This is a genomic window from Paenibacillus sp. IHBB 3054 (assembly GCF_051594305.1).
Lineage (GTDB): Bacteria > Bacillota > Bacilli > Paenibacillales > Paenibacillaceae > Paenibacillus_AQ.
In genome coordinates this window covers 1-21,966 of the sequence record NZ_JBOFBG010000049.1, presented here as the reverse complement: position 1 = coordinate 21,966, position 21,966 = coordinate 1, and the positions used below count along the sequence as shown (strand labels likewise).

Sequence of the window (21,966 nt, the reverse complement as noted above, 5' to 3'; positions counted from 1 at the left end):
CTCCTTACATAAAATCATTGAAATTGATCAGCTTCAGCCGCCGGGCCTCCACTACCGCCTCGGCGCGGGAACGGACGCCCAGCTTCTCAAAGATACGCGTCAGGTTATATTCTACCGTCCGCTGGCTCATCAGCATCTTGGAAGCGATATCCTTGTTGCTGTTCCCGTTGGACACTTCCTGCAGTATCTCCTGCTCCCGTTCGTTAATGGATACTTCCTCCAGCATTTTCTCTTCCTTGGACTCATTGAGACGGATATCCCTGCGCCGCAGCTGCCGCAGCAGGGAGACCGGGATGATTGCTTCATCCCGGAGAACGCAGCGGATCGCGTTAAGGAGCTGCTCGCGGGTAACCGTCTTGCTCACGAAGCCTGATACGCCGGAGTCAATCAGCAAGTTGAAGTTGGGGCTGATCTCATACCCTGTATAGATTAACACCCGGCTCTCGGGCTGGACGCTCATCATCCGCTTGGTCAGCTCAAGACCGCTGATCACCGGCATATTCAGATCAAACAGCATGACATCGAAGCTCTCCGACTTGACCAGCTCCAGTGCCTCCATCGCTGAGAGAATCACCGTGACTTTCATCTCCGGATCCTGCTCAATCATATTTTTGGTTCCTTCACCCACGGAAGGATGGTCATCAACCAGCAAGATTTTTATCATCTAAATCGTCCCCACCCTCTCTTGTCATACTTGCTGACTCCAGCGGCAGCGTGATGCAGACCTCAAGTCCTTCACCGACTACCGATTGGAAGAAGATTTCGCCCTCCAGACTGCGCACTCTCTCCTTAATGCCTGACAGACCCATGTGCTGGTAGGAATCATTCAATTCACCCAATTCCATCCCAACCCCGTTATCTTTATACATCAGCCGGATCGACTCCCGTTGCTCAAGTCCAATCTCAACCACTGTAGCTTTGGCATGCTTATTGGCGTTGCGCAGCAGTTCCTGAACGATGCGGAACAGCGCTAATGTCTGTTCATCACTTAATTCTGTTATATGATCCGTCACCTGGAAATTGATCACATAATTTGAACGGATCTGAGCCTGCTCGAACAATTGCCCGAGCGCTTCGACAATCCCCATTTCCTTAAGCAGCGGCGGTCTCATCTCATTGCAGGTCTCGCGAATCTGGTGGATAACATCCAGCAGACCTTCCCGTACAGTCTCAAGCTCGTGATAGATATCCTCCGGCATATGATGGTCGATCATGACCGTTTCCAGCTTGCGGTACCAGATCAGCTGGTCCTGCAGCGCCGAATCATGCAGGTCAGCAGCCAGCCGGCGCCGTTCCGTCTCCGAGAGATTAAAGATCAGACGCATCACCCACGGTGAAGCTCCCTTTTGCTTCTGAAATTCCTGTTCAAGATCTTCAATCAAATTTTCGATCAGATATAGATTCTCGTACACGATGGCGCTGTAATTAGCCAAGGTTTTCAGCCAGCTCAATTCATCCAGATTGTATTTGGTGCGGTTCTCCTTATCCGCCAGCCAGAGGACGTGAAAGGTAGAGCCTTTCTGCCCCATAACAATGCATAATCCTGAAGGAACGGCCACAGTCTCTCCAACGGCCAGTTTATGAGCAGCATCCCTTAGGCTAGATATTACAGAGATAGGCACCTCACCGGAATCTGGCTTCGAGCTTCCCCGGGGACCCGATTCCCGGTTCACCTCCAGAAAGGCCACTTTCTTGACCAGTAATATGGAGAGGACCTCCTGTACCAGCAACCGCTCCAGGTCGGCCCGCTTCATCACCCGTGAAATACGGGTAGAGAACCGGTCCAGGCTTCCCTGGAAGCTGTACAGGTTCTTGTTAAAACTTGGTCTGAACCGAAAATCGGCATACTCCTTGCTGAATAACAGGATCGTAACAATAAAATACACCATCAGAAACAACTGTACCCATCGAACCCACGTATAATTGTGCTGCTGGGTAATCAGAGCCCCGAAGGTGGTAATTAGCGAAGTTGGGATAAACGCAATAATAATATGGTAAAGAAAACGGCTCAGAACAAAATCAATATCAAACAGCTGTCTTGTAGTGAACATATACAAGTACACTACGGGAATTGCCAATAGAAAAATCGAGGCCACCTGCGGAGTAAGCAGGGTTATACCAAATAATCTCGGCACGCCAAATAACAGGATAAACGGCATAAATCCAAGCAAATGACCCAGTAAGGTCAGCTTAAATAAATTTCGCAGTGAATCCCGGCGGTGTACCACAAATTTCTGAATCAATTTATAAATAGTGTAGAGATTTGTAAAGATAAAAAAAGGTAACGAAGGTCGTGCTTCTAAGAAGAAAAGCAAGTTATATCCCGTTAATATTGTGATGATCTGCACAATGATAATCGCACCAGCAATACAATAAAAGCCAATAAATACGCTTTTGGGAACCAAAGGCTCTTGATACTGTTTCAAATACTGGTTGAGAAATTGCAGGAAAAATACCGGGACCAACGAGAAGGTGGCAAAAAAGATTAGGTAGCCTAAAATATCCGCTCTCCCGGAAGAAGCAGCGCTGAAATAGGCAAAACCGGTCGATAAGAAAAACAGGATCAGATATATAGCCGCCTTGTCTTCTTTCTTGCGCTTGTAAACAAACAGTGAGAATCCGGCGAATAACAGTAATGAGGATACCGGCAAAATAAATTCCAGCAGCAGATTCTCAGATCCAATTCCCTTCGCTACAACAAGCTTGATTCGCTCCTGTCCGCCATCAGGCTGATTGCGGATCAGAGTGATGGTGGAAGCCCCTTCTATTACATCAAATCGCTTAACCGAATGAAATGAAGAGGCGGAGCTTCCATCAATTTCTTCTATAATATCGCCCGAAAGAATCTTCCCATATCCCCAGTAGCCAGCAGTAGTATCTGCTACCACGTAACGTCCCTGGCCATCCTTTTTGAGGTCAGTCCCAATCATTCTCTGCTGCAATATGCTCTGGGAAAGATAGACGGCAAGAATGATGACAATGACTGAGAAAGCGGCAACGTTCATTCTTCTCGACAATCCGGTTTCCTCCAAATAAAGCTAGATTAGCACCAATATAGTGCCATGCGGGGTTCAGCTTTGCCTTCTCTGCTGCCCAGCACGTCAATAAATGCTCTATGTTCTGTTTCACTCATTCCCGCCAATTGAAGTTGTCCAGTCTGTACACGAGTCCACGCACTTGGATCTGCCATCAACTTTTGAACCATTTCCTTCAACATTTAACATTCCCCCAATCGGTTTATAAGAGGTCTTCCTCTTGAATTCAATATACCAGGTGTTGTCCCAACTGGAAACGACAACCATGCCAGTACTTTCCGCAAATGTAATTGCGGTGTGATTGCGGGCTTTTGCGGTGGTTTGTGGCGGGCTTTACGGTACCCTCTGGCTCAGTCTGCCATCGCAAGCATCTGTTCCTGCCAGACGGGGGCAAGCCCAAGCTTGCCTACTAAATCCAGATAATTATAATAGTGAGTTCTCATTCGGATAGAAGAATACAGGAACGTTCCCGATTGCTCGATAATACGCTCAATCTCTTCTTTGCGGTGTGCCACCTCCTCCAATTCTAGACGTGCCTCAAAATAATCGGTGATCCAGCCCTCTCCCTCCGGGATGGACTGAAGCAGATACAGTGTCGGCAGTGTCTTTTTGCGGTTCCAGAAATCATTTTTGTTGTCCCAGTTCAGCAGGTCACGGATATCATTTTTCATTTGGGCTGCAATTCCGAGTTCCTCCGCGTACTTCCTTACCTCTTCATGGATTTCGCCGGTTGCCAGCAGTGTTCCAATCATACAGGCAGCCACTAGCAGACCCGCAGATTTCTGCCTTACCATCTCTATGTATTCTTCTTCGCTCTCAATATCGTTCAGCAGATCTGTTGTTTGGCCATTAATGGCAGAGAGCACCTGCTCATTCATCAGCCGTGCGGCACCGCTCGCCCGCTCCTCCGGGAAATCGCCGGTCAACAGCATCTGCTGGGAAAGCGTCAACAGCCCAAGGGCAATATTCAGGGCGATTTCCGGACTCATCCGGCTCCATACCGTTTCTTTGTTATCCTTGTCCTGCAGATCATCAATGATATCCAGGCTCAGGATCATCAGCTCCACAGCAGCGGCGGCACGGTAAATCGCCTTACCGCTTCCGCCAAACGCCCGGTAATGAAGCACTGTCATTCTGCTGAACAGCAGTGATTCCCGCAGTTTCTCTTCCACACAGGCTGTTCCTTGCTCCAATAAATGCGGCACGGTGAAAAACGACCGCAACCCCGCCCTGATTTCCAGCTCTATCATTTCTGCACAGCCATCCATCCTCAGAAGCCCCCAATCGATTTCGGTCTCCTAAACGCATCATGGGGTACGCCAAAGTTGCCGCGCGTCAAGCAGATTCCTCTAATAGAAGGGTATTCTATATTCTCTTAGTATTTCCTTCTTGTGGATGGTATAACATGCGATATTCTTGTCAACATCGCTCTAATTCCGCTGTCGAACAATAAGACCCGGCCATTATCGGCCGAGCCCGCAAACCGGAATACCGGTTCAGGAATATGCCTCAAGCTTCAGTGATAGTCAGTAATTGAACGTTCAAAAACCAATTCCAAAAAGGCCGCAGTTCCAAAGCCATAGGTGTTCGGAGCAAAAATTTGAAACAGCCTCCACCCCTCACGGGCATGCTCATGAATAAGTTCGTGATAATCCTCCTCAGGCTTGCTTTGCAGGATTCCCTTTAAATCGACTTTGACAAATTTGTATTGGTACATCTATTTCACCTCCTCCAGAATCATACAGGAAAGCACCACTTCAGAATGCCCGTCTATTTCCAGCAGCTCCTGAACGGCCCGGTCATAAAAAGTGGCAACAGGCTGGAACTTCCACCCGAATTTGTGGGTGCACTGTGATAAACGCTCTGTTAACCGCCCGCCTTCCAGCAAGCTGAGCCGGTACCCCCGTTCTCCGAACAACTTCATGGAGCTTTGGATGTTGGCCGTTACAAATACGGCTGCCTCCGCCGTTCCCTGGATCAGATCGGAATGGAACAGCCGGTTCCAAATGCCGGGGTCTGTCTCCTTCACTCGCTTAACCACCATTTCTGCCGGATTGCAGTAGAACAGCTCATGCCTGCCGGATACCGGGCTTCTCGAAAAGATATACAGCTCCGGACCGTCCAGCTTGGCCCCGCCCAGCTCCCTTAAGGGTTCATAATCCAGAAACGGTCTGGACTGGACCTGAAGCTCCTGCAAATGGACAAGCAATTTCATCATGAACGGATGCTCTGCCAGCTCGCTCTTCCGCAGCCCGAAGGAAGGGGAAGAGAAATAACGTTTTGTCGGTTTCACCTCAACATTCCTCTGGGCAAACAGTTGATTCAGCATTTTCATCCGCGAGCGGGTCAGCACCTCAAGCTGCGGATTCACATTGGAATTGAAATGATAGTTCAGCGCCATCTGCTCTTCCTCAAGTTCACGCTCCGACCGCCAATCCATAGATTTAACCTGCATTCTTAACACATCCTTGTAATAGATTTGGTCCTGGAGTCTGATGGAAAAGGATGGAGGAGAGATCAGGCGCTGACGAGCGTCCAGGATAACCACAGGTTAAACTACGGTCCAACCGCCATCGACCACCAGATTGTGCCCGGTGATCATGCTTGCAGAATCTGTGGCAAGAAAAAGTACTGAATTCGCAATATCCTCCGGTACCGCAAACTTGCGGAGCGGAATACGCGGCAGGTTCGTGCGCCGGAACTGAGGACCATCCATCACCTGCTCATTGTCATCGGTAATGACAAAGGTTGGGGACACCGCATTGACTCTAATCCCGTGTTTCGCCCATTCAGCAGCCAGGGAGCGTGTTAGATGAATCAGGCCTGCCTTGCTGGCGCTGTAGGGCGCATGGTTCTCACTGCCTACTACACCGTCATGGGAAGCAATCATAATGATGGAGCCCCGCTTATGGCGGACCATCGTCTTCGCGACCTCTCTGGTCAGGAAGAACGTGCCCTTGAGATTAATATCTACGACGAAATCCCATTGCTCCTCGCTCAGACTCAGCGCAGGCGACAGCAGGTTCACGCCTGCATTGTTGATCAGAATATCGATGCTCTCTACCTGTTCTTCGATAGAACGCACACACCGCTCGATGTCCTCCACGCTGCGCAGGTCAAGGGGCTTGCACAGCACCTCAACACCGTATAAGCGCTGAAGCCGTTCAGCCTCATTCTCGGCATTCTCCAGAAATTCGGGCAGCTCCGTGAGCACTATAGAAGCGCCGGACTCCGCAAAATGCTCAGCGATTTCTGCCCCTATCCGGCTTCCGGCACCGGTCACCATTGCCCATTGTCCAAGCAGCTTCTTGCCTTCAACAGCACGAATCGGACGTTCTTTCCACTGTGCCTTGCCGGGTTTCAACTTCTCCGGTTTCATTGCATTTCCCATCATCTCATCCCCCCTCTATAAGGCCTTTATAGCTTTGTAGAGCAGTTTAGGATTCAGCTTCTGTCCATACAGGAGGACACCCACCTGATAAATCTTCGCCGACAGCCAGCAAGCAGCCAGGGTAGATACGGACAGGATCAGCGTCGGAATTACAATCTCCAAGGCTGTCAGATCTGAAGCGCCAATTCTTGCGAACATAACGAACGGGGTAAAGAAAGGAATGTATGAGCCTATCACTGCCAGTATGCCATCAGGGTTCAGCATAGCGAACATAGCAACAATGAGTCCTGCCATAAGCAAAATCGAGATAGGCAGAGTCACCTGGTTGATTTCCTCGCTGCGGCTAACCATCGATCCTGTTGCTGCGAACAAGGCAGCAAAGAAGAAATAACCGAGAATGAAAAAGAGAGTTAACAGCATAATTGTGGTTCCGCCCAGAATGGAGAAATCCACCGGCATGCCGAACAGCTCCAGCACCCCGCCCGTACCCGACACCTTCAGGATCAGGTACACCGCGCCAACAATAATGGTAAATTGCAGAATGCCCGCCAGGCCGACACCAAACATCTTGCCGAAAAGAAGCTGTACCGGCTTAACCTTCGTAATCAGGATCTCCTTAACCCGGGAGCCCTTCTCTACGGAGACGGATACCGCTACATTGCTTCCGAACATGTAGATTAGAAGATACAGCATGAACGTCACCATATAGACCGGCCAATACGTGGCAGTTAAAGATTTGCTTCCGGCCTCCATCTCCTGTATTTGCATCTGAACCGCTGAGGTCAGCTGCTTCTGCTGCTCCTGTCCCAGGCCCAGTTGGTGAATTTGAAATATCGTATATTGATTCTGAACGTAGCTGTTCAGTTCACGGATATAAGGAGCATCATCCGCCTTGTTTACGGTTAAGGAAAGGACCGGCTGGCTGCCTTGATTCTCAATCTGAACAATCCCAAGAAGTGTTTCCTTCTCTTCCAGACGCTTCAGCTCACCAGCCCTTTCATTCTCGGTGATCATCCGCCAGTCATAGGAAGCTGATACGTTCTCCTTGAAACTATCTGCGTTCGGGATGGCCCCTGTCCTATCCAGCACATCAATTTCGCCCTTCGCGGAATTCCCGTCATCCTGAGTTAATTTTGGAACCAGTACAAGCGCAGCCACAACCACAATCATAATCAGTGTCAAATAGGTAAAGGCTTTGGAACGCAAGCGTTCCTTGAAGGAGTAAGCAAATACCAGACCAAAATTCCTCATGACATTTCACCTACCTTTTCCACAAATATCTCATGCAGTGTTGGCTCTTTAATCTCGAACTTCAGCAGCCGGATGCCCATTTGGGTCAAGCGCAGCAACAGCTCATTGGCCTCATCCTCATCCCGCACCTTCATCTGCCATTCCTTTGCATCTGCAGTAAGCGGCTGAAGATGTGTTGCCACCAGATGCCGGCTGAGATCTTCATCACTGCGCAGCAGCACGTTGCAGCGCTCATAGGAGCGTTTAATGTCTGCTATGCTGCCCGATACTATCATTCTTCCACGCTTAAGAATGCATATATCCTCGCAGAACTGTTCTACATGCCCCATCTGATGGCTGGAGAAAATCATGGTCTTTCCCAGCGACAACTGCTCCTTCACGATCATCGCAAGCATATCCGAGTTAATGGGGTCAAGGCCGCTGAATGGCTCATCAAGTATGATCAGCTCGGGGTCATGCAGCAGGGCAGAGATAATCTGCACCTTCTGCTGGTTCCCTTTGGACAGCTGCTCTACGCGTCTATGTTCATGTTCTGTGACCCCGAGCCGCTCCAGCCAATGCTTCATAGCCTTTATAGCCGCCAGCCGTGACATGCCCTCCAGTCTGGCGAAATAAACCAGCTGTTCACTAACCTTTTCCTTTGGATAGAGGCCCCGTTCCTCCGGCAAATATCCAATGCTCGGACGGTTCTCCAGGATCGGTTTCCCTTCCCACAGAATGCTTCCCGCATCATAATCCACTAATCCGAGGATGGAACGGATGGTCGTTGTTTTACCTGCCCCGTTTCCTCCCAGAAGTCCAAAAGCCTTGCCGGTAGGCGCCTCAATGGTAATATCGTGAATGACCCGGTTGTTCCCATATTGCTTCATTAATCCATTAATCTGTAGTCCCATGCTGTTTCCTCCATTACATCTATTTAATTCGGGTTAAGTGGCAGAGCAGAACATATCCGATTCCCGGCAGGCCCGTCTCTATATTTGTTAGTCAATGTATGTATAACTAAGAAACTGTTATTTTCGGATTTATGAAAGCCTACAGCCATAGGGCTGTAGGCTTGTGAGGTGGCAAGCTACGTTCACAAAACTGCGACTGGATGTTTCAGGCAACCCTCCTGCATAAATAAATCTGTAGCCTGGGATATGATTTGGTGGGCTTGTTCTTCTTCGACCTGGTAGCGGTCCCTAAGGGCCTGCTTCAATTCAAAGCGATTGGCACCCGCCATCATTCCTTCCAGCAGCAGTGCCATAGGCTCGCTCAGCTTCAGTAATTTCTGGCTGGTAGTCTGGTAGACCGTCGGAGTTTCCCCGATGAAGAACAGAAATACGGTATCTGCGACTGCCGAGCGGACATTTCCTCTTCGCTCATAGGGGTATTTGTGTGTGCAGGTTGGCAGCGACATCCGGAAGTTGTCCACACTAAGACCGTCTAAAGCCTGCGAGTATTTGTTAAGCCCTTTGAGCAGTTCAATGGTCTGCATATATAAGTGCATTGTGTTATGTTTTTTGCGGATATTACAATATTGCTGGCGGTTCATGTAGGCGGGCAGGAAACTGCATTTGGTGCAAGAAGCGTTGATTTCACAAGTTGCGCAGCCTCTTACTAGCTGCTCCCGATCCGAGACCACCGCAGTCTGCAACAGCAACCTATCCATAGAATCATCCAGAGTGCCGATAGCGCCGCAGCCTCTGCACCCGGATACCGCCTGATTGCCGTCTACGAACAGCCTCGGAAGCTGCTTCACTGTGCAAGTCTGGGCTCCTGACCAGCGGCAGCTATCCACCAGATACGACTGGATTTCATATCCGTGCCGGAAGGTTCCTGTTCGGCTGAAATGGTCCACATCCTCCAGATAGGCCTCCAGATCTTCTGTGGATGTTATCCTTAGCATCTGGAACTCCACGTTGTTCTTATCCTGTTCCCTGGTTGCCGCTTCTGAATAGCCCATTTGCCGGATGCGGATCGGCTCCACCTGGAGAAAGTCATTCAGCTGCAGAATATATTCAGTTCCTTCCGTCTGCACCACTTGGTGAGCATTGGATAAATAGTATTCTTCTTTGTCAGCAGCCTCCGACAATTCCTCAAATCTCCGGTTGCTGCGCTTCCATACCCCATCGGAATCATAATAGATATAGCTTGGGTTGTCTTCCCTGTATACTTGGTTATATTCGTATATGAGTGCGCTATTGAGGACTGTGTACTCCCCAAAATAATTACTTGGCACTTCTTCCTCTAGCGGTTCTGTGAGCCCGATATGCTTGACCCCACCACCGATCGCCTGCTGCGGATAATATCCGGTCATATAGGCGGTATACTCGTTTAATAAGGCCCGAGGCTGCTCTGTGGTCAGATGCTCAAGCATTACAGCGGCTAAGGCTTCCGGGAGAATGACGGGCTGAATAGCTTTGGCCCGGTCCATCGGTTCTGCCCGTACAGACATCGCCTCAACCACTCCCTCAGTGATCCACCTGTGCAGCAGCTCTGCCGTAAGGCTAGTGTCTTCTTCCCGGTTTCCGTCATCGGTAAGCGTAACGGAGAAGGTCATCGGCTGACTGGTTTGCATTTGCCATATCATATAATTAATTGCTTCTTCTTTCGGGAAGGCATCCGGCGTGATACCCAGCGGAACCTTGATCTGGAGTTGTTCTACGCCGCACTGTTTAAATCGCTCCAGCATTGAATATGTGCAGGCTTCCAGCGGAACAGTCAGCTTATAGCCGGCCTTGAACTCCGCTTCTTCCAGAACCTCCAGAATCTGCTCTCTCTGCGCCCCATCCCGAATCAGGTCGAATCCCTCAATAGTAAAGACGGGTGCCATCTGTCTGGATGTCCGAACCGCAAGCTCCAGATCACGCTGCAGCCGCTCCGGAGAATGCCTCCGTATCCCTTGGGTAACATGCTGAGGATTGCCGAGCTGATCCGCACATTTCACTGACAGCATCGCCGCCTGCCTCCGGTCTGACGTGTCCTCCCATACCCCGGTCAGCTCATCCAGCTCCATGACGCCTGCTGAAGTCCCGGCTTCCTCCTCCGTGGGAAGGGCCAGCGAATCTCCACCAGGCTTTCTGCCAACCATGGCCCGGGAGGTAAACCCATTCACAGCAGACCAGCCCTCTACCGCTGTATTCACCAGCCGGGAGAGCGTCCGCTCAGGGCTCCACCTTACCAAACCGTCCACTTCTGTTTCGCCGAACACTTCCTCACCGATCACCGCTGCCAGATTACCAAACCAGATGACCCGGTTCCGCCCCTCCTGTTCCTTAAGGGTGGAGGTCAACCGCTTACATAACCGGTAGTTTGACGTTGTTACATGAAGTGCAATAATTTCATTCCCCATTGCCGCAATATCTGCAGTTGTATCATATATATTGGATAAATTAGATTCGATATATTGAGTCGCCGTCATTCCTTGTCTTTTGAAGAAGGCTCTGATATATCTGCAATCCAGATGATCACCGGCAGTGAACAACCTGGGTTCCTGCTGTTCGAAGTGTATCAGCGTGATCCCGTTCCCGAAGGATAGTCCAAGCACCATTCATCTCTCCTCGCCGTCTTATGTAGCTTTTGGGCCGTCTTATTTTTCTTATGGACTAATCATAATTCATATTTTTAGGTTTTACACCGAAAAGCACCCTTCGTCATCCCACAAACATCTTGCGGAATGCAGCAGCAAAAAGCGCAACAGCTGGCAAAACTAAGCAGGTATAGAATTCTTAACTAAATAAAAAAGCCGCTTGGCAGCGGCTCTCATTCCTTCTTAATAGTAGTTTAGCTAATCGAGTTCTGCACGGGAGAATAAGTCACGGATAAGAGTGTCGTCCTCACAAGCTGCTTTGAAGCCCTCCGCAAAGCTCTGCACAGCCTCTCTATTGCTGGAATACGCGCAGAACATATCCGCTTCGGGGTCAAAATGGATGCTGTCCGCGAGCTCGGGCATCTTCTCTTCCAGAAAGACAGAGGCCAGGGAAGCCCAGTCATAACCGCTCCCTTCGAAGCCCTCGTCTTCCCGTGTCTGAAATAGTTCTGCTTTATAAGAGCCTGCGTTTAAGATGACTGACATGCCGCCGTTGTCCTGCTCTACCAGAATAAAGGGTTTCAACTGCTCTCCTCCTTCAATTGCCTCCTGAGTAAGCCCATCATCCCTGTCATCCTCAGACACATCATAATCATATTCCTCATCATTCACCAAACCACCGATAAAGGCCTCAAAGCTGCCGGCCAGAAACGTAATTTCATAATCGCCTTCCTGATCGACATGAATAACCGCAGGTTCGCCTTCCCTGCCGCATAAACGGTAATCCAGCATCACTACATCATGGCCGGCAGATGGGCAGTCGCAAATTACCACCCCAATGTCCGGATACCCCCACTCTTCTATCATAAAGCGGCTGCCCAAATCTCCGCACAGTGAATAGCTTTTCTCCCGCCCGATTCCCATAATACTTGAAATGGCAATATGGTCTTCCGCCCATGACGTCGCTTCCCCGGTAGGAAAACAGGTGTTTTGCGGGATTCCCCCATTCTGCAGCTTCATCAGTTCGATATAGGAGGCCGGCAGCTTGTAACCCAGCTCCTGCTCCACTGAGGCAATCATCTCCTCCGTCGGCGGCTCGGATACATATTCTTTTATAGCATAATCGCTGTTCTCCCAAAAATCCGAGAAATCCGCTGGCTCAAAGGATCCGCTATCACCGCTCTGTTCCTTGGCCATTTGTGCAGCCGCAAAACGCTTCCGCTCCCTTTTCTGCTTCTCGGCGCCGCGCACACTCCAATTGAATAGCATTAGCGTATCCTGGTCTCCGGGATCCAGTTCGTCGGCCTTTTTAAAAGCTCTGGCAGCTTCCTCATATTGTTTCAAATAGTAGTAGGAATATCCCGCACGAAAATGCCATAACGGATCATTCGCTCCCTGCCCGGCAATAGCCAAAAGCTGTTCCAGCGCCTCTTCGTATCGCTCCAGATTATTCAGCGCTCTCGCCAATTGGCCAATGACCGCATAATCTCTGTCTTGTGCAGGAACCTCCATAATGCTGTCGACGATTTGTTGATATTCATCCGCCTCATGCCAAAGCGTTAGTTGTTTCATCCAATGATTGTCCATAGTTTACCCTCCCGGGTTATTCACTTTGACATAGTTTGCGTACTTAGCGGCCGGCTCACTGACATTAGGCAACACGATCCCCAATAACTCTAATCTCTGGGCTACAGTTTGTTCAGACATGGCTGTTCCTCCCGCATAGAAGTGTTTAATTCTACTCTAACCGTTTAGATAATAAAATCAACCTTAGCGCATAGGTGAACCGCAGCCTCATTTCGTATAAAATAGGTTTAACATTGTTTACAAAGGAGGGCCTATTTCCATGGCCGTATTCATCAACGAGCAAATCAAAGCATCCGAGGTGGTGCTGACCGGCCTCAAGGGGGAGAAGCTCGGCACGTTATCGCGAGCGGAAGCGCTGGCGATGGCCCGCTCTGCCGGTGCAGACCTCGTCTGCACCTCGCTGATGAGCAGCCCCCCTCCCTGCAGCCTGATCGCTAAGGGCAAGGGAAAATCTGCTGCGCAGAAGGAAGCCGCGTCCCGCAAAGCGGGCGCTGGACATGCCGGAAGCCAAAGCGGCAGCGGGAAGGTCAAGGAGCTTCGTTTCACCGCTCACATCGAAGAGCATGATTACGATACCAAGCTGCGTCAGGCAGACAAGCATCTGCGCTCCGGCAAGCCGGTGCAACTGGTCGTGAAGGCGAACGGAGCGAAGGAGGCTGCAGCAGCCAAGGCAGTGCTGGAGCGGCTGCTGGGCGATTTGAAGGAAGCCGGAACGAAGGAAAGTGGCATCCAAACCAGCGGCAAAGGCTCGCAGGTAAAAGTAAATCCCCGATAAGCGGTAAGCCCCCGTTTCGGGACTTCTCCCCAAGAGCTGACGCCCATGCTGGGTGTACGAAAAAAGCAGTCCATCCCCTACAGGATGAACTGCTTACAGCTTGAAGATTAACCTTGCTCCTCTTGGACGTTCCCCAGTCTAGCCCGCATCTGGGCATAAGCTTCCGGGGTTCCCACATCATCAATCGTGCCCTCCGTATAGTAGGCCCGCATCTCTTGGCGGGAATGCAGCCACTCGGGAAAATAACTCGGCGCATCCGGGTTGCCCCCTTCGGCAAGATAACGGGAGAATAACGGCAACGTAGAGCGCTTGTAGATATAGAGTGCAAATACGCCAATGTTCGTCTTGGGTGACTGCGGCTTTTCTTCTAAAGAAAGGACACGCATCTGTTCATCCAGCTCCGCCACGCCAACACTTTGCAGTTCCTCGATATCGTCCACTGTCCGGACCAGAATACAGTCTGTATCCACTTTATGAAAATAATTCAGATACCCCTCAAGGCCAAAACCGAGCACGTTGTCGCCCGCCAGCACCAGCAAATCATCCTGCAGTTGTTCCCGCCCGATGACAAACTGGATATCGCCAATCGCTCCTAACCGCCCCTCAGGGGAAGAGGTTCCGTCATTCAGAATACGAATCGGCTTCGGCCCCCTGTACTGCTGATGCCACTGCTCAAAAGCATGAAAGAAGCGGTCATTCGTCACAATCAGAATCTCCGTAATCTCCTCCAGTACCTCCAGACGGTCAATTAGCAGATCCAGAATTGTACGGTTTCCTTGAACCGGCAGCAGCGGCTTCGGCGTATCCCTGGTTAATGGATAGAGACGGGTTGCATACCCCGCAGCCAAGATTAATGCAATCATACCCTGTTCGCTCCTCTACCTTGGAAAATGTCCCTCTACTATATACCACCGGCGACGGACAGCCAAGCCTGCTGCTGCTGCAAAATCCGCCTTCGCGATAAGCTGATTGCGCTTGTACTGGAACGGATCGAACAGCCCATCCCTTGAAGGGATGGGCTGTCAGGAGCATGAAATAATTTAATCCGCTATGGCTTGGATACTGCAAATAAGGATTGGGACAGCAAAGTCATTGTTTGTTTGTATACGGTATGAGCTGCTTCGACATCGCCAAGGAACCCGCCCATATACAGGTGGATTACACCGTGCAGCGAAGCCCATATGGTGCTGACAAGGGTCTCAGTCTCTTCCTGGTCCGAAATCTGCCCTTGCTGCTGGGCAGTGCTGATTAGAATCAGCAAACGGCGTATGGCTGTCATCGTTCCCTGCATACTCTCCGCATCCGGCTTGAACTCGGCAAAAGCCCCTCCAAACATCAGCTTGTAGTAGCTGGTATAATCCTGCCCGAACTGCCAGAAGGCTTCGCCCAAATCCAGCAAATGCTGCAAGAGATCAGAGGACGGCGGTACTTCTTCAAAACGCTGGGCCAGCAATTTACAGCCCTCCAGATACAGTTGCTGGGCCAGTCCTTCTTTATTGACGAACAAACTGTAAATGATCTTGGTGGAGCAACCCATTTTTTCCGATACTTTACGCACAGTGACAGCTTCAGGCCCTTCTTCCTGCAAAATGTCCGCAGCCGCATCCACCACAAGCTTACGGAGATTCTTTGTATTTTGCAGACGAGCCTCCTGATATGTTTTTAGTACCCGCCCTGTGGATGATGAGGGCTTGTCTTCGTTACTGATAAGGATCACCTTCATTCGGTTATCATGCTATTGGCAGGAAACAAGGTTACTGGGCATCTAACAGGCATTCTAACCATTTGCAGAAAGGTTGTCAATTGATCCATCACGCTGAAAAAAAGATTTGACACCAATGTATCATCTCGGTTACTATGATTCTAACAAGAAACAGTGTTACCAAAACGATTTTGTGCACATAGGGATTTATCATCTTTTTTTGGAGTTTAGGTAACGTTGTTTCTAAATAAAAACATTGTATTAAAAGGAGCAGGATCATGAATATTAAAGGGAAATGGTCACTGGTCACCGGGGCCTCTTCGGGAATCGGCGAACAGTTTGCAAGACAATTGGCAAAGGAAGGTAGTCATTTGGTGCTTGTGGCCAGATCTAAAAATAGCCTTAATAGGCTTGCAGCAGAATTAACCCGAAGCTATGGGGTTCAATCTCAAGTCATTCCCCTGGATCTATCCGTCGAGGGTGCTGCCGAAAATCTGTATCAGAAGTGCCAGCAACTCAACTTGAACATTGATCTGTTGGTCAACAATGCGGGTTTTGCCACCCATGGTCTGTTCGAGCAAATCTCCGGCGAGCGCCAGCATGAAGAAGTGATGCTTAATGTCGCCGCTGTAGTGGATATGACTCATTTATTCCTTCCAGGGATGCTCCAAAAAGGGGCAGGTGCTGTTATCAATGTTTCGTCTACCGCAGGCTTTCAGCCGCTGCCTTATATGGCCGTCTATGGGGCGACCAAAGCTTTTGTCTTATCCTTTACTGACGCCCTTTGGTGGGAGAATCGTGACCGTGGCGTTCAATTTTTTGCGCTATGCCCTGGCTCGACGGAGACGAATTTCTTCAATGTCGTTGGCACGGAGGATGCCTCTGTCGGTGCGAAGGACACGCCGGAGCGTGTAGTCGCAGTCACACTCCGCGCTATGAAAAAAGGGAAACAGTATGTTGTTCCAGGATTCCAGAATTATCTGGGCGCACAGATTTCCCGCTTCATGACCCGCAGACAAAGTCTGCGGCTGGTTGGGGGCATGCTTCGCCCCCGGAAACAATAAGGAGGATTTATAATGTCCACAGAACCAAAGCAACGCAAACGTTCAACACGTCAAAAAGTCGGCAGATGGAGCTTGGCCCTGCTCGGGGTAATTGTCCTGGGAATCGCTGTTTTTCTGCTGATACCGGCCCCGGTAGATCCAGCTGTATGGTCTGCACCTGCGGCTCCTTCTTTTGAGAAAGACGGCCCCTGGAAAGAAAACAACAAACTCAGCTCGGCAGAGCTGGTTACAGACCGCGCCAAGTACCCGGAATTTATAACTTTTGATGCACAAGGACGGCTATACACAGGGGACTCTGATGGCAAAATTTACAGAGTAGCTTTTGACGCGGCGGGTAAGGCGCAGCCGGCTGAAGTGTTCGCCGATACCCATGGAACACCTAACGGACTGAAATTCGACGCGGCAGGGAATCTGATTGTGACGGATATTCAGAAAGGGCTGCTGTCGATTGACCCAGAGGGAAAAGTTGAAGTACTGACCACTGAAGTAGATGGAGGACCGATCTATCTGGCGAACGAGCTAGACATTGCGCAGGACAGTTCAATCTATTTCTCCGATACTTCAAACTATGGCAAGGTTATGTTCAAAGAAATTGCTGAGAACAAGCCGCATGGACGCTTGCTGAAATATGATCCGCGGACCAAGCAGACGACTGTTTTGCTTCGGGACTTATATTTTGCCAATGGGGTAGCCTTGTCTGCTGAAGAAGATTTCGTGCTCGTGGCCGAATCGTATCATTATCAGTTGACCCGATACTGGCTGAAGGGGCCCAAGCAGGGCACCTCGGATATTTTTGCAGATAATATTGCTGGATTCCCGGACAACATCACACGTGATGCGCAGGGACATTTCTGGGTGGGGGTATTCACAACCCGTCTGCCTTTTGCCGATTACATGCATAGTCATCCTTGGTTAGCGGCGACGATGTCCAAAGTTCCACAGTCCTTGTTAAATGGAGCAAGTAAGCCAGTGAAACATGGACTTGTCGCGGAATATGGACCAGAAGGAGAACTTGTGAATAGCTGGCATGATCCTGAAGGAACATTGTACGGCATCACCACTGCCGTAAGCCAAGGCGGATATCTATATCTCGGAACCGCACCGGGAGGAAGCCAGGGTGTTCACCGGGTGCTTTTGAATCCGTAAGGGTTGTTATATTCATCACCCCACTGCCACTTTTAGGCATCCCAAACAGCAGCTCACTCCGACAGGAGGGGCTGCTGTTCATATTGGGAGCATTTTCTTCCTACCCTCCAAACGCTACGCGCGTGGACGATACGCCACACCATCTATCTGAACCTTCAGCCCATCCGGCCCGCCTACATGCGCGAACTCCGTGGAGATCGTTTTCCGGGCAGGGTACTTACCCTGGAATCTGCGCTTGAACACCTGCTCCATCACCGGAATATCCCACACATCCCGCAGCAAAATATCCACCTTCACCACCGACGCCAGCGTTAACCCCACCTGCTGCAGCCGGCCACTCATATCATTCAGCGCACCTTCCACCTGCTCCTCCACCGTTCCCCCCACATTGCCTACACAGAAGCTGAGGAAAATAAAATCCCCGCCTCCACAAATCCGGAATACGCGTACTCCTCATTCACATCATGCCTAACGATCTCGCCCATGCCTGTTGTCTCCTTATTCATATAAGATATGTTCATTATAGGAGGGAAAATCGGACAACTGTGTGTCGTGGTTAGTGACGAACAAATTTTGTACATGACTTATCCAAATGATATCTATAATACTTAAAATCATGCGGCTCATTCATAATATGAACAAGCAAATTACGCTCATCAATAAGCTGGAAACCACAATATTCCAAAACCTTCCGGGATGGAATGTTATCAATTGCCACCGTTCCTATTAAATATGGAATATCATACTGATCCTCTACCCATTCAAGAGTTGCTTTTGCAGCTTCCTTTGCGTAACCCTTCCCTCTTGCAAATGGAAGTATGCCATAGCCAAATTCAGGTTCATGTAGGTCATCATGTTCTTGTGCAGCAACCTGCCCAACAACATCGCCTGTTTCCTTTTCAAAGATTCCTAAGCACACTGTTCCAGTTACAATATCCATCTTTTCATAATTTGAAAGTTGCCAGTCAAAAAATTCTTTTGCCCTTGGCTTCTGCATTTGCCATCCTTCATACTCAGGCATATCTAAAAGCTTATTAAACTGCTCAAAATCACCTTCACTAAAGGTTCTGACAATCAATCTTTCTGTTTCGATATAAACCTTGTTTAAGCCACTCATGAAATAACACCTCTATCCTCATGTTTCCAATGATTCAATCATACCTATATTAAAACATATTCAGGAAAACTCCCGCACCATTCAATTTGTGCTCAAAGGGACCCTTAGACACCCACATGACGCCGTTCGGGGAGCTTCAAAACAACTAGCCCAGACACTCTGCCACCGCCTTATGATATCGCCGAGCTTGCTCTTCCGTCACCCCTTCACGCAGTGATTCGAACAGCGCCAAACAGCGCTTGAAATTGCCGTCATGCCTGGACTGGTGGGCCAGCATTAAAGATTGTATCGTCCAGTCCAGCGCCTCCGACAGCCTACCTGCCCGTTCATGATATAACGCCAAGTGATAACAATAGCTGAAATAATGCGAGATATTGCCTGCATCCTCATAGTCCCCAAACCCGGCACTCTGTTCCGCAAACGTATGCAGCAGATCGTCCACATCAAGTCCGTACTGTACCGCAGCCTGTAAAATATTCCCCAAGCCCGGCAGCAGCTCCTCGGGATTATCCTGCAAGAATCGTACGTACCCCTCCAGCAGTTCCGTCTTACCAGACAGAATCTCCACGATATACAGGTTAGCACGAGCTAGACATCTAAACTCTTCGGCAATCCCTTGCCCTCCTCCCCCAAATCCTCCATCCAGCCCAGCTCGGCATAGCGGTATATGGATTCTCTGGCCTCATCATACTTCCCCTGCTTCTGGCACACGATGCCCCGCATCAGATGACTGAACCCAAAATAATAAACCAGCGGACGCTCCATATCCACAATTGGCACCGGAAGATTCTTAGCCTTGTGATACTGCCGCTCCTCATAGATGCACTGCGCATAGCTGTACAGAATACCCGCCGTATTCAGCATCTTGTCCCAATCCTCGAAGCGATAAGCCATTTCCAGCATTTCAACCATAATATCCGGCTTCAGTGATTTCAGAATGGAAGGGCGCACGGGTGGGGCCTCCTTTTTTCTTTATCTATTAGTTAAGAAGTAGTACAATAAATCAAATATACTACTATAAAGTAGTATTATCAATACATTTTACCGCCTTTATAACCCTGCTATTTATGCCTATACTCTCCTAACCTTTAGGAGAGGTGATTACCATGACAGACTTACGGAATACAGTCGGAGACAGAATTCGGGCTATAAGAAAAGCAAAGGGATTAACACAACAACAGTTAGCGGAACTATCCAACTTGGATGATGCATACATAGGGGCAGTAGAACGCGGCGAACGGAATTTTTCTATTGATACACTGGAGAAAATAGTTACAGCACTAAAAATCCAACCAACAGAATTATTTCAAAATCATGATGATTTGAGTGAGACAGAGGCTGCGCAGCGTAGAGCACTTGATGAATATGCGGTTACTGTTAGTGAGTTGAGTGTGAAGCAAATTGATACGTTGAAGAGGGTTGTTAGAGAAGTTCGGGGAGCTTTCGAGGATTAAAATCGGAATAGAGATGTTCACTCTTTCCAGAAAAATAAAAGCGTTCCCTTCATTTTACCAAAAGATTTGTTTGTGAGATACGCCAACAACATAAATAGCAGCAATCACTAGAGTCAATCTAAAGTGATTGCTTGCTATGGGAGATTGAACAGAAAAACATTAAAACATGAATTTTCTAATGACCTCTGATTTTATTTTTTTATAAATATTATAATATTTTTGAAACTAATTTAATCTCTCATTTAAAGTCCATTTTTTATTCCCAGAAAATGGTATGACTTTAACGTCTCCAACTAAATTCTTTAATCGATTTAACACTTCTAGTTCTTTTTGACTTACTTTCTGGTTCACATAATCATCTAAGCGTGACAGCATCCTCATAGATAATTGCAACTCATTTTTATCAAAATTGCTTTCAAGAACAGTTCTATACTTTTCATTAAAAAATTCATACATTAAAGTGTTAATATATAGTGCGTCTTTATAACCTTCATCAAACTCTGCAAATAGCCCCCATTTTTCATTATGACTTTGAAATCCGACAAGATTCTTTAAAGTATCCTCCCAATCTTTGATCGGAGGTTTAAGAAGCACCATATTTTCACGAACTACAGGTTTTGAAATATTTATCAACAGCATATCCAGAATAACTCTATATAGACCATGCTCACTTTCTTTTCTAGCTTTGTAATGATAATACACCAAGAGTTTTTGTCCACCATTTTTCCAAGCCATATAATCTTCAAATGGAATTTCCATCACATGAATTAAGCATTTAAAAAAAATATTAAATAGATCAAAAGCATTATAATTTTCAAGATACTTTCTATCTTCAATCTCTTTCTGTCTATAAATAATTGTTGATAAAAAGTCAATAGGAATATTGTTACTATTTTCTATTAAGTGAGTAACAATTATCCGAGTGATACTATCTTTAACGATGCTATTGTCGGCTAATGCTGCTCTTGCTAGATTAGTTAAGGGATATTTTAAATCATCCGTTTTTTTCCAGTCTAAATAAATTTGAGCAATCGAATTATAGATATTATATACACTAGACTGTGGTAACCCTGGAACCGTACTGATTTTGAAACCACCTCTAATAAGAATTGATGGAGGGTTATCTCTGTACTCATAAGGACCTCTTTTCACATCGTTCCAAAAACTCTTTTCATCACTAAGAATAAATTTGTTTTCACCAACGTGTTTTTCAATTTCCATCTGTAAGATTTCTGTATTAAATAGTACAATTTCACCCTTTAATCCGGTATCATTATCATCTACTTCAATTGTTAATGAACTTTCTTTAAGAATATCTGGAAATTCCATATTCTTTTTTATTGGATTAATATATTCAGTTGACATTTCCCCTTGTTCATCAACATACTGAAGTTCCAAGTTATAAGGTAAATCAACACATTCTTCTTCCAAATAATTTTTTATGAACTCCCAACTTGATTCACTATTAGTACTAAAATCTTTAGTTAAATAAAGAGTGACACGAGTTCCTTTATATCGACCAGGTCCCTCGTTAATTTGTTCACTATATTTAACCAACCGAGTTGGCCCATCAATTTGTAAGATTCGTTTAAGCTTGTCACCTCTGGTTGACTCCCACATCGCTGTTTCTACCTCAACTCTATCTGAGATTAAGAAGGATGATAAAAAACCAATCCCAAACTCTGAAACTGGAGCAAAATCAATATTCTTCTTACGCAACTCACTGCGGATTCGATTAAATTCATAAGAATTATAATATGATTTCCCTATTTTAAAAAATAGTTTTCAATAATCCACTTATCCATGCCAGCTCCTTTGTCAATAACACTTAACTTAGGAACCTCATTATTAACTGACTCTTCAAATCTGATGGTTATCGGGTTATAATTTGTAGCTTCTTCATATAATTTTGATATATTTTCTTTCAATTTAC

22 protein-coding genes are annotated in these 21,966 nt (G+C 47.9%); 4 read left to right on the top strand and 18 right to left on the bottom strand.

The window, feature by feature from the left end; genetic code table 11:
* Window positions 1-4: 4 nt before the first annotated feature.
* The 11 genes from ACQ76X_RS31885 to ACQ76X_RS31835 form a co-directional block, all read right to left on the bottom strand.
* A complete protein-coding gene (locus tag ACQ76X_RS31885; RefSeq protein WP_076113545.1) occupies window positions 5-664 on the bottom strand; it encodes a response regulator transcription factor in 660 nt (219 codons plus the stop codon).
* On the bottom strand, window positions 642-3,017 hold the full coding sequence (locus tag ACQ76X_RS31880; RefSeq protein ID WP_438497777.1) for a sensor histidine kinase: 2,376 nt from the start codon (window positions 3,015-3,017) through the stop codon (window positions 642-644). Before ACQ76X_RS31880 ends, ACQ76X_RS31885 begins: the two co-directional genes overlap by 23 nt.
* Before the next feature lie 26 nt (window positions 3,018-3,043).
* Window positions 3,044-3,217, bottom strand: coding sequence for a competence pheromone ComX (gene comX, locus ACQ76X_RS31875; RefSeq protein ID WP_438497776.1), 174 nt, complete (start codon window positions 3,215-3,217; stop codon window positions 3,044-3,046).
* Window positions 3,218-3,385: 168 nt separating this feature from the next.
* Window positions 3,386-4,303 (bottom strand): polyprenyl synthetase family protein, encoded by a 918-nt coding sequence (locus tag ACQ76X_RS31870; protein ID WP_438497775.1) that lies wholly within the window; start codon window positions 4,301-4,303, stop codon window positions 3,386-3,388.
* A gap of 248 nt (window positions 4,304-4,551) precedes the next feature.
* A complete protein-coding gene (locus tag ACQ76X_RS31865) occupies window positions 4,552-4,752 on the bottom strand; it encodes a DUF4177 domain-containing protein (RefSeq protein WP_438497774.1) in 201 nt (66 codons plus the stop codon).
* Complete coding sequence (locus ACQ76X_RS31860; RefSeq protein ID WP_438497772.1) at window positions 4,753-5,490, bottom strand: hypothetical protein; 738 nt, start codon at window positions 5,488-5,490, stop codon at window positions 4,753-4,755. It lies immediately after the preceding gene.
* Between the two features lie 96 nt (window positions 5,491-5,586).
* Window positions 5,587-6,429 (bottom strand): SDR family NAD(P)-dependent oxidoreductase, encoded by an 843-nt coding sequence (locus ACQ76X_RS31855; RefSeq protein WP_438497771.1) that lies wholly within the window; start codon window positions 6,427-6,429, stop codon window positions 5,587-5,589.
* Between the two features lie 12 nt (window positions 6,430-6,441).
* The gene (locus ACQ76X_RS31850) at window positions 6,442-7,677 is read right to left on the bottom strand and encodes an ABC transporter permease (protein ID WP_438497769.1); all 1,236 of its coding nucleotides are present in this window, start codon (window positions 7,675-7,677) and stop codon (window positions 6,442-6,444) included.
* Window positions 7,674-8,570, bottom strand: a complete 897-nt coding sequence (locus ACQ76X_RS31845; protein WP_438497768.1) for an ABC transporter ATP-binding protein — start codon at window positions 8,568-8,570, stop codon at window positions 7,674-7,676. The genes ACQ76X_RS31850 and ACQ76X_RS31845 overlap by 4 nt, the downstream gene beginning before the upstream one ends.
* A gap of 182 nt (window positions 8,571-8,752) precedes the next feature.
* The gene (locus ACQ76X_RS31840; protein WP_438497766.1) at window positions 8,753-11,209 is read right to left on the bottom strand and encodes a hypothetical protein; all 2,457 of its coding nucleotides are present in this window, start codon (window positions 11,207-11,209) and stop codon (window positions 8,753-8,755) included.
* Window positions 11,210-11,446: 237 nt separating this feature from the next.
* Window positions 11,447-12,775 carry an Imm51 family immunity protein gene (locus ACQ76X_RS31835; protein ID WP_438497765.1) on the bottom strand — a complete coding sequence of 443 codons (1,329 nt, stop codon included), beginning with the start codon at window positions 12,773-12,775 and terminating at the stop codon, window positions 11,447-11,449.
* A 259-nt stretch (window positions 12,776-13,034) separates the two neighbouring features.
* On the opposite strand from ACQ76X_RS31835, the gene infC reads away from it, so the two are divergent.
* Complete coding sequence (gene infC / locus ACQ76X_RS31830; RefSeq protein WP_438497764.1) at window positions 13,035-13,550, top strand: translation initiation factor IF-3; 516 nt, start codon at window positions 13,035-13,037, stop codon at window positions 13,548-13,550.
* Window positions 13,551-13,657: 107 nt separating this feature from the next.
* Here infC and ACQ76X_RS31825 read toward each other — a convergent pair whose 3' ends face one another.
* A complete protein-coding gene (locus ACQ76X_RS31825; protein WP_438497763.1) occupies window positions 13,658-14,413 on the bottom strand; it encodes a sugar phosphate nucleotidyltransferase in 756 nt (251 codons plus the stop codon).
* Window positions 14,414-14,598: 185 nt separating this feature from the next.
* Window positions 14,599-15,273: a TetR/AcrR family transcriptional regulator gene (locus ACQ76X_RS31820; protein WP_438497761.1), complete on the bottom strand. Its 675-nt coding sequence runs from the start codon at window positions 15,271-15,273 to the stop codon at window positions 14,599-14,601.
* A 257-nt stretch (window positions 15,274-15,530) separates the two neighbouring features.
* Here ACQ76X_RS31820 and ACQ76X_RS31815 point away from each other — a divergent pair, with 257 nt between their 5' ends.
* The gene (locus tag ACQ76X_RS31815; RefSeq protein WP_438497759.1) at window positions 15,531-16,316 is read left to right on the top strand and encodes an SDR family NAD(P)-dependent oxidoreductase; all 786 of its coding nucleotides are present in this window, start codon (window positions 15,531-15,533) and stop codon (window positions 16,314-16,316) included.
* Between the two features lie 12 nt (window positions 16,317-16,328).
* Entirely contained in the window at window positions 16,329-17,462 is a 1,134-nt protein-coding gene (locus ACQ76X_RS31810; RefSeq protein WP_438497757.1) for an SMP-30/gluconolactonase/LRE family protein, read from the top strand.
* A 114-nt stretch (window positions 17,463-17,576) separates the two neighbouring features.
* Here ACQ76X_RS31810 and ACQ76X_RS31805 read toward each other — a convergent pair whose 3' ends face one another.
* The 4 genes from ACQ76X_RS31805 to ACQ76X_RS31790 form a co-directional block, all read right to left on the bottom strand.
* A complete protein-coding gene (locus tag ACQ76X_RS31805) occupies window positions 17,577-17,837 on the bottom strand; it encodes a RidA family protein (RefSeq protein ID WP_438497755.1) in 261 nt (86 codons plus the stop codon).
* Between the two features lie 181 nt (window positions 17,838-18,018).
* A complete protein-coding gene (locus tag ACQ76X_RS31800; RefSeq protein ID WP_438497754.1) occupies window positions 18,019-18,579 on the bottom strand; it encodes a GNAT family N-acetyltransferase in 561 nt (186 codons plus the stop codon).
* 145 nt (window positions 18,580-18,724) lie between these two features.
* Complete coding sequence (locus ACQ76X_RS31795) at window positions 18,725-19,096, bottom strand: hypothetical protein (RefSeq protein WP_438497752.1); 372 nt, start codon at window positions 19,094-19,096, stop codon at window positions 18,725-18,727.
* 71 nt (window positions 19,097-19,167) lie between these two features.
* Window positions 19,168-19,530, bottom strand: a complete 363-nt coding sequence (locus ACQ76X_RS31790; protein WP_438497750.1) for a hypothetical protein — start codon at window positions 19,528-19,530, stop codon at window positions 19,168-19,170.
* A gap of 155 nt (window positions 19,531-19,685) precedes the next feature.
* On the opposite strand from ACQ76X_RS31790, the gene ACQ76X_RS31785 reads away from it, so the two are divergent.
* Complete coding sequence (locus ACQ76X_RS31785) at window positions 19,686-20,033, top strand: helix-turn-helix domain-containing protein (protein ID WP_438497748.1); 348 nt, start codon at window positions 19,686-19,688, stop codon at window positions 20,031-20,033.
* A 225-nt stretch (window positions 20,034-20,258) separates the two neighbouring features.
* On the opposite strand, the gene ACQ76X_RS31780 is transcribed toward ACQ76X_RS31785, so the two are convergent.
* Window positions 20,259-21,752: a hypothetical protein gene (locus ACQ76X_RS31780; protein WP_438497747.1), complete on the bottom strand. Its 1,494-nt coding sequence runs from the start codon at window positions 21,750-21,752 to the stop codon at window positions 20,259-20,261.
* Window positions 21,753-21,966 lie beyond the last annotated feature (214 nt).